Source organism: Rhizobium leguminosarum, assembly GCF_004123835.1.
GTDB classification, from domain to species: domain Bacteria; phylum Pseudomonadota; class Alphaproteobacteria; order Rhizobiales; family Rhizobiaceae; genus Rhizobium; species Rhizobium leguminosarum_M.
In genome coordinates, this window is record NZ_MZMU01000028.1 from 121,076 (window position 1) to 128,057 (window position 6,982).

The 6,982-nt window shown below is 59.9% G+C and carries 10 protein-coding genes; 8 read left to right on the top strand and 2 right to left on the bottom strand.

Annotated features, from left to right (window positions below; all coding sequences use genetic code 11):
- Positions 1–29: 29 nt before the first annotated feature.
- Genes B5P46_RS34140 through B5P46_RS34150 form a run of 3 tightly spaced genes read left to right on the top strand, consistent with a single transcriptional unit; the run spans position 30 to position 2,140 of the window.
- Entirely contained in the window at positions 30–692 is a 663-nt protein-coding gene (locus tag B5P46_RS34140; RefSeq protein ID WP_129422575.1) for an amino acid ABC transporter permease, read from the top strand.
- Between the two features lie 5 nt (positions 693–697).
- Positions 698–1,357, top strand: a complete 660-nt coding sequence (locus tag B5P46_RS34145; protein WP_011648868.1) for an amino acid ABC transporter permease — start codon at positions 698–700, stop codon at positions 1,355–1,357.
- Positions 1,358–1,369: 12 nt separating this feature from the next.
- Positions 1,370–2,140 (top strand): amino acid ABC transporter ATP-binding protein, encoded by a 771-nt coding sequence (locus B5P46_RS34150; protein WP_129422576.1) that lies wholly within the window; start codon positions 1,370–1,372, stop codon positions 2,138–2,140.
- A gap of 95 nt (positions 2,141–2,235) precedes the next feature.
- Here B5P46_RS34150 and B5P46_RS34160 read toward each other — a convergent pair whose 3' ends face one another.
- Positions 2,236–2,664, bottom strand: coding sequence for a type II toxin-antitoxin system VapC family toxin (locus tag B5P46_RS34160; protein ID WP_129422578.1), 429 nt, complete (start codon positions 2,662–2,664; stop codon positions 2,236–2,238).
- Positions 2,661–2,927 carry a type II toxin-antitoxin system Phd/YefM family antitoxin gene (locus tag B5P46_RS34165; protein ID WP_017991284.1) on the bottom strand — a complete coding sequence of 89 codons (267 nt, stop codon included), beginning with the start codon at positions 2,925–2,927 and terminating at the stop codon, positions 2,661–2,663. The genes B5P46_RS34160 and B5P46_RS34165 overlap by 4 nt, the downstream gene beginning before the upstream one ends.
- A 258-nt stretch (positions 2,928–3,185) precedes the next feature.
- On the opposite strand from B5P46_RS34165, the gene B5P46_RS34170 reads away from it, so the two are divergent.
- From B5P46_RS34170 to B5P46_RS34190, 5 genes are all read left to right on the top strand, one after another.
- Positions 3,186–3,947: a GntR family transcriptional regulator gene (locus tag B5P46_RS34170; RefSeq protein WP_129422579.1), complete on the top strand. Its 762-nt coding sequence runs from the start codon at positions 3,186–3,188 to the stop codon at positions 3,945–3,947.
- Positions 3,941–4,726, top strand: coding sequence for a transporter substrate-binding domain-containing protein (locus B5P46_RS34175; protein WP_129422580.1), 786 nt, complete (start codon positions 3,941–3,943; stop codon positions 4,724–4,726). The genes B5P46_RS34170 and B5P46_RS34175 overlap by 7 nt, the downstream gene beginning before the upstream one ends.
- Positions 4,727–4,806: 80 nt before the next feature.
- Positions 4,807–5,478, top strand: a complete 672-nt coding sequence (locus B5P46_RS34180) for an amino acid ABC transporter permease (protein WP_129422581.1) — start codon at positions 4,807–4,809, stop codon at positions 5,476–5,478.
- The gene (locus B5P46_RS34185; protein WP_129422582.1) at positions 5,475–6,134 is read left to right on the top strand and encodes an amino acid ABC transporter permease; all 660 of its coding nucleotides are present in this window, start codon (positions 5,475–5,477) and stop codon (positions 6,132–6,134) included. The genes B5P46_RS34180 and B5P46_RS34185 overlap by 4 nt, the downstream gene beginning before the upstream one ends.
- Positions 6,112–6,837 carry an amino acid ABC transporter ATP-binding protein gene (locus B5P46_RS34190; protein ID WP_129422583.1) on the top strand — a complete coding sequence of 242 codons (726 nt, stop codon included), beginning with the start codon at positions 6,112–6,114 and terminating at the stop codon, positions 6,835–6,837. Before B5P46_RS34185 ends, B5P46_RS34190 begins: the two co-directional genes overlap by 23 nt.
- The last annotated feature ends 145 nt before the right edge of the window (positions 6,838–6,982 follow it).

Sequence of the window (6,982 nt, forward strand, 5' to 3'; positions counted from 1 at the left end):
TCATGCTCTGGTCTGAAAGGGCGGCCCGTATGGGTTACACGTTGAATTTCGCTGCCGTCTGGCGCAATTTCGATTTTCTTTTGAGCGGGCTTGCGCTCAGCCTCGGCCTTGCGGTGATCTCGATCCTGATCGGGGCAGCGATCGGCCTTGTGGTGGCCTTCGCGCTGACGTCCAAAAGCCGTTTTGCGGTCGTGCCGGCGCGGGTCTATGTCACTGTCATTCGCAACCTGCCGATTCTCGTTCTGGTGCTTTTCGTCTTTTTCGCGCTGCCGCAGATGGGTTTGCGCCTCGACAAGATAAAAAGCTTCGTCCTGGTTCTGTCGCTTTATTCCGGCGCCTATCTGGCCGAGGTGTTCCGCGCCGGGCTGCTGTCTATTCCAAGAGGACTGACGGAAGCGGGGCTTGCCATCGGCCTGACGGGGATGCAGATCCGCAGTTCCATCATCGCTCCGCTGATGCTGCGCAACGTGCTGCCATCGCTGTCCTCAACGATCATCTCGCTCTTCAAGGACACCTCGCTCGCCGCCGCCATCGCCGTGCCCGAACTGACGTTTGCTGCCCGCAAGATCAATGTCGAGAGCTTCCGCGTCATAGAAACCTGGATGGTCACATCTGCCCTTTATGTCGCGGCCTGTTTCCTCATCGCCGCCGTGATGCGCTTTGTCGAGCGCCGTCTGGCCCTGCCGAGATAGACCTGATGTCCCACACTTTTCTCGAACAACTCTGGATCGCCCGATACGTCATCATGAACGGCATCGGCGTGACCGTGTCGATCTCCCTGCTGGCCATCCTCGCGGGTTCCATACTCGGCGTTTTCGTCGGTTTGGCGCTCGTCTATGGCGGCGTTGTTTTGCGTCTGGCCGTGCGCGCCTATACGGATATCATCCGTGGCACGCCGGTGCTCGTGCTGGTGCTGGCGAGCTACTATGTCTCCGCCGCCGTCGGCCTCGATCTCGGGCCGTTCTCTGCCGGCGTGCTCGCCCTTGCCATCTTCTGCTCCTCCCATGTCGGCGAAATCGTGCGCGGGGCGCTTCAGGCAATTCCGAAGGGGCAGACCGAAGCCGCCAAGGCGATCGGCCTGACCTTTACACAGACCTTCACCTCGGTGCTGTGGCCGCAGGCTATGCGCCAGTGCTTGCCGGCCTGGGTGAATACGGCGGCCGAGATGGTGAAGGCCTCGACGCTGCTCTCCGTCATCGGCGTCGCGGAGCTTCTCCTGCGCACGCAGGAGATCATCTCCCGCAATTTCATGAGCCTCCAGTTCTATTTCCTGGCCGGTGGTCTCTATTTCATCATCAACTACGGCATCGAGCACTTCGGCAAATATGTCGAGCGCAAGACCGCCCTGCCGTCCTGAGGAGACACCCCGATGGCCAAGACCATTCTCGACATCCAGGGTCTGCGCAAGACTTACGGCATCCACGAAGTCCTCAAGGGCGTCGATTGCGCCGTGCAGGAGGGCGAAGTCATTTCCATCATCGGCTCGTCCGGCTCCGGAAAGACCACCTTGCTGCGCTGCATCAACATGCTCGAAGAGTTCCAGGGCGGCACGATCAGCCTCGACGGCGAGGAGATCGGCTACCACGCCGAAGGCGCAACGCGGCGTCGCAAGAGCGAGAAGGAGATTGCACGCCAGCGTGCGCTGACCGGCATGGCGTTTCAGCAGTTCAACCTCTTCCCGCATATGAGCGCCGCTGAAAACGTCATGCTCGGCCTCGTCAAGGTGAAGAAAATGACGAAGCCGGATGCCCGCGCCATCGCGGAAAAATGGCTCGATCGTGTCGGCCTTTCCGCCCGCGCGAACCATTATCCCGGGCAGCTTTCCGGCGGTCAGCAGCAGCGCGTCGCGATCGCCCGCGCCATCGCCATGTCGCCGAGGCTGATGCTGTTTGACGAAGTGACCTCCGCGCTCGACCCGGAACTGGTGGGCGAAGTGCTCCAGGTCATCAAGGGGCTTGCCGCCGACGGCATGACCATGCTGCTCGTCACGCACGAAATGCGCTTTGCCTACGACGTTTCGTCCCGCGTCATCTTCATGAACCAGGGCGTCATCTGCGAGGAGGGCGACCCGAAGGACATGTTCGTGCATCCGAAGACCGAACGGCTGGCCGAATTCCTCAAGACCTCGAGTTTCAACTAATGCATGTCGCCCAAAAGTGCGCAGCGGTTTTGGGATAACGATTTGCATAAACAAAACTTAAAGAAAGCTCCCGTGGCGGTCCGCTCTGCGGATCGTCACGGGCGCTCGGTCCAAGGATCGACAAGCTCGATCCCAAAGCCCTCGAAGTCCTTTATATTGCGAGTGGCGAGGGTGAGATCGTGAGCAATCGCGGTGGCGGCAATCAGGCCGTCCATTGACGACAAGCCGCGTCCACTTCGCTTTGCGAGCCCCATCAAGTCGCCCCAGGCTATCGCAACCGGTTGGTCCACAGGGATGACACGCTGCTCAAAGCGCTGCGGCAGGTCCTGGGCAAGCCATTCAGCCAGCGCGTCGCGCTTCCGCCCGCTTTCCATCAATGCAACGCCACGCCGGATCTCCGCGATCGATACGACGCTGATGAACGAGCGATCCTCGTCGAGACTGTCCAGCCATTGTAGGACATGTGCATCGGGACGCGGCCTTGTCACCTCGGAAAGCACATTGGTGTCCAGCAGAAGTCTCACAGCTGGAGATCACGCGGTTCGTCGCGTTGACGTTCGAGGTCCAGATCGGCGCCACGCAGCGGCGATTGCATCAGAAACTCTGCAAGGGTGCCCTTGCGCGCGGTCTTCCGCTGCCATTCCTCGGCCGAAACGACGACGACGCTTGGTTTACCGTTGCGCATGATCGTTTGTGGTGTCGCTTGCGCGCGTTCGATAACCTCAGACAGCTTGGCCTTCGCACTGGCGACTGTCCAACTTTTATCCTCTGGTCGTGATGGCTGCATTCGCTATATCCTGACTATAGTGACTATCATGACTATATAAGCCGAACCGGTCTAGCCGCAAGCAGCTTTTCGATAGGGAAGGGGCTTTGTCGGCTTTGGGCGGCCGACGCTGATCGGGGTTTGCAAGGAATTGCGGGCACTCGCTCAATTTGCGCTCAGTTTGCATTCCCAGTGTGCAAATCCCAGGGGGAGGGATCCGGGACATCTTGGAAATCCTGAGCGCAGAATTTTGGCACGAGCTTTGCTTTCCTGTCTTGTATGCAAGATAGCCAGACATCTGAGACCACGCAGAAGACCATCGAGGAGACGATCGTCTCCGGGATTCTTTCAGCCAGGATCCGGCCCGGGACGCGTCTCAGCGAAAACCAGCTGGCAACGCTCTTCAGCGTGTCTCGAACCCGCGTTCGTGAAGCCATGATGCGCCTGGAAACACGCGGCATCGTGCATGTAAGTCCAAGACGAGGCTGGTTTGTCGTCGAGCCGTCCGCTGAAGAGGCGATCGCGGTCTATGAGGCACGGCGCGTCATCGAGGCCGGGTTGCTGCGCGGCATGCGCGCCCTGACAGATGAGGGACGCAAAGCTCTCGACGCGCATTTGAACGAGGAAAAAAGCGCAATGGCTGCGGGCGACCGCCAGCGCCTGAGCTATTTAATGGGCGATTTCCACATCCGCATCGCAGAATTGAGCGGGAACGCCATCATTGTCGATATCCTCCGCGATCTCACCGCGAGGACGATCCTCATTTCGATGCTCTATCAGTCTGAATTTCATGCAGTACAGTCTCATGACGGGCATTGCCGCATCTTCGAGGCCATGCAAGCGGGCGATTTCGCCAGAGCTGCCGAGCTCTCTATCGAACATCTGGACGAAGTGGAAATGGGCCTCGACCTCACCACGCGCCCGGATCCGCTCTCGGAACTGCGCAGTTCCCTGTCACTCCCCCCAAGACCGGGCCCTCGGGTCTCCCAACTGTCAGACCCAAAAAACCACAACTTCAAAGGAGTAATTAAAACATGCTGACAAGACGAGTCTTCTTCGCAATCGCGACCCTGGCTGCAACCTTCGGCTTCGGCTCCGCGTCCTACGCCGATGCTCTCGCCGACATCACGGCGCGCGGTACGCTGCGGGTCGCCGTCCCACAGGATTTCCCGCCCTTCGGCAGCGTCGGTACCGATATGGCGCCGATGGGCTACGATATCGATGTGGCCAATCTCATTGCCGAAAAACTGGGCGTCAAGACCGAACTCGTGCCCGTCACCAGCGCCAACCGCGTTCCTTATCTGCAGACGAATAAGGTCGATCTGGTCATTTCCAGCCTCGGCAAGAATGCGGAGCGCGAAAAGGTGATCGATTTCACCACGGCCTACGCCCCCTTCTTCAATGGCGTGTTCGCGCCCGCCGATGTTTCGATCGCCAAGGTGGAAGATCTCGCGGGCAAGAGCATCGGCGTTACGCGCGGCGCCGTGGAGGACCTCGAACTGACGAAGATCGCGCCGGCCGACGCGACGATCAAGCGCTACGAGGACAATAATGGCACCATCTCGGCCTTCCTGTCCGGCCAGGTCGACACCATTGCCACCGGCAACGTCGTGGCCGCTGCAATCCTCGCCAAAAATCCCCCCAAGCGCCCTGAAATGAAGTTCCTCATCAAGAACTCGCCCTGCTACATCGGCCTCAACAAGGAACAGGCGGCTCTTCTGGAGAAGGTGAACGGCATTATCGTTGCTGCCAAAACCGATGGCGCACTCAACGCCATATCGCAGAAGTGGCTCGGCGCCGATCTTCCGTCGGATCTGTAAGGACCCGGTCCTACGGATGTCATCCCGCGCCTGCGCGCGGGATGACCTGACGCTCCGTCACCGCAAGAGGGGACAATTCCTTGAGCTATCATTTCGAATTTGGCTGGCTGCTTGAATATTATCCTGACATCATCAAGGGCATACTGATCACGCTGGAGCTTATCGCGATCGGCGGAGTGCTCGGCATATCGCTCGGCATCTTCTGTGCCTGGGTACGTGCACTCGGCCCGGCCTGGCTGAAGCCTGTCGTTGCGACCTATGTCGAGCTGATCCGCAACACGCCGTTCCTGATCCAGCTCTTTTTCATCTTCTTCGGTCTACCGTCGCTCGGCCTCCAGCTTCCCGAACTGACGGCTGCCAACCTTGCGATGGTCGTCAACCTCGGCGCTTATAGCTGCGAAATTATCCGCGCGGGCATCCAGGCAACCCCGAAGGGCCAGTTCGAGGCAGGCGAGAGCCTTGCCATGACGCGCTTCGAAACCTTCCGGCATGTCGTTCTCGTGCCATCCCTGCAGCGCATCTGGCCGGCGCTGTCGTCGCAAGTGGTCATCGTCATGCTCGGTTCGTCGGTCGTCTCGCAGATCGCCGCCGAGGATCTGACCTTTGCCGCGAACTTCATACAATCGCGAACCTTCCGCGCCTTCGAGGCCTACATCGTTTCGACAGCCATCTACCTAGTGCTAGCGATCCTGCTCCGGCAGCTGCTGGGGGTGGTCGGCGGGTTCATTTTCCCGAGGAGAGCAGCACGATGATCGAGTTCACACTCTGGGACATCCTGCGCAACCTGTTGCTCGCCACCCGCTGGACGATCCTGCTTTCGCTCGTCTCGTTCATCGGCGGCGGCGCGGTCGGACTGGGGCTGCTGTTCCTACGCATCAGCAAGCGCAAGGCATTCAGGGTAGTCGCGAAATATTATATCGAGCTCTTCCAGGGCACGCCGCTGCTGATGCAGCTCTTCATCGCCTTTTTCGGTCTCGGCCTCTTCGGGATAGACGTGCCGGCCTGGCTTGCTGCGGGATTGGCGCTCACCCTGTGGAGTGCCGCCTTTCTCGCCGAAATCTGGCGAGGCTGCGTCGAGGCGGTCGCGCGCGGTCAATGGGAAGCCTCCGCCAGCCTCGGCATGGGCCGGCTGCAGCAGATGCGTTATGTCATCCTCCCGCAGGCGCTGAGGGTCGCCATACCGCCGACGGTCGGTTTCTCCGTTCAAATCGTCAAGGGAACGGCGCTGACTTCGATCATCGGTTTCGTCGAATTGTCGAAAGCCGGCACGGTCGTCACCAATGCCACTTTCCAGCCCTTCACCGTCTACGGGCTCGTCGCTCTCATCTACTTCGCCCTTTGCTGGCCTTTGTCAAAAAGCAGCCAGATCCTGGAAAGGAAGCTCAATGTCGCTCATCGAAATCACTGAAGTCCGCAAGAGCTTTGGCACCACCGAGGTGCTGAAAGGCATCAATCTCGATGTGGAGGCCGGCGAGGTCATCGCCATCATCGGCAAGAGCGGTTCGGGCAAATCGACCCTGCTTCGCTGCATCAACGGCCTGGAGACCATCACCGACGGCTCCATCTCCGTGGCCGGCGCGCAGCTCCTCGATGACGAAGTCCATCTGAAGGCACTGCGCCTCAAGGTCGGCATGATCTTTCAGCAGTTCAACCTCTTCCCGCACCTGACTGTCGGCGGCAACGTCATGCTGTCGCAGACCGTGGTCAAGAAGACCCCGAAAGCCGAAGCCGAGGCCACCGCCCACAAGATGCTGGAGCGGGTGGGGCTAGGCCACAGGTTCGACGCCTATCCGGACGAGCTCTCGGGCGGCCAGCAGCAGCGCGTCGCCATAGCCCGCGCGCTCGCCATGCAGCCGACAGCACTTCTCTGCGACGAGATCACCTCCGCACTCGATCCGGAACTGGTCGCCGAAGTTCTGGCCGTCGTGCGCGAACTCGCCGCCGAGGGAATGACGCTCCTGATGGTGACGCACGAGATGAAGTTCGCCCGCGACGTCTGCAACCGCGTCGTCTTCATGCATCAGGGCCGAGTCCATGAAGCAGGCCGGCCGGAGGACGTCTTCACCAGTCCGCAGACTGCTGAGCTCAGGCAGTTTCTCGGTGTCAGCTAGGCGGCGGTGACAACTAGCTGTGAGCTTTCAGGAGGTTGTCCATTCGGAGCGGATTTAGGAGACTGGAGTTACCACACCTCAGTTTTCCAGGATCACTCCGAATGAACATCCATAAGAATGCCCGACTGACACCGTTGCGTCGAGA

What these genes read in the sequence shown, in the direction of transcription:
- B5P46_RS34170 (WP_129422579.1), top strand. Translation starts at nt 3,186, where the DNA reads ATGCAAGATAGCCAGACATCTGAGACCACGCAGAAGACCATCGAGGAG.
- B5P46_RS34165 (WP_017991284.1), bottom strand. Translation starts at nt 2,927, where the DNA reads ATGCAGCCATCACGACCAGAGGATAAAAGTTGGACAGTCGCCAGTGCG.
- B5P46_RS34140 (WP_129422575.1), top strand. Translation starts at nt 30, where the DNA reads ATGGGTTACACGTTGAATTTCGCTGCCGTCTGGCGCAATTTCGATTTT.
- B5P46_RS34175 (WP_129422580.1), top strand. Translation starts at nt 3,941, where the DNA reads ATGCTGACAAGACGAGTCTTCTTCGCAATCGCGACCCTGGCTGCAACC.
- B5P46_RS34145 (WP_011648868.1), top strand. Translation starts at nt 698, where the DNA reads ATGTCCCACACTTTTCTCGAACAACTCTGGATCGCCCGATACGTCATC.
- B5P46_RS34150 (WP_129422576.1), top strand. Translation starts at nt 1,370, where the DNA reads ATGGCCAAGACCATTCTCGACATCCAGGGTCTGCGCAAGACTTACGGC.
- B5P46_RS34190 (WP_129422583.1), top strand. Translation starts at nt 6,112, where the DNA reads ATGTCGCTCATCGAAATCACTGAAGTCCGCAAGAGCTTTGGCACCACC.
- B5P46_RS34185 (WP_129422582.1), top strand. Translation starts at nt 5,475, where the DNA reads ATGATCGAGTTCACACTCTGGGACATCCTGCGCAACCTGTTGCTCGCC.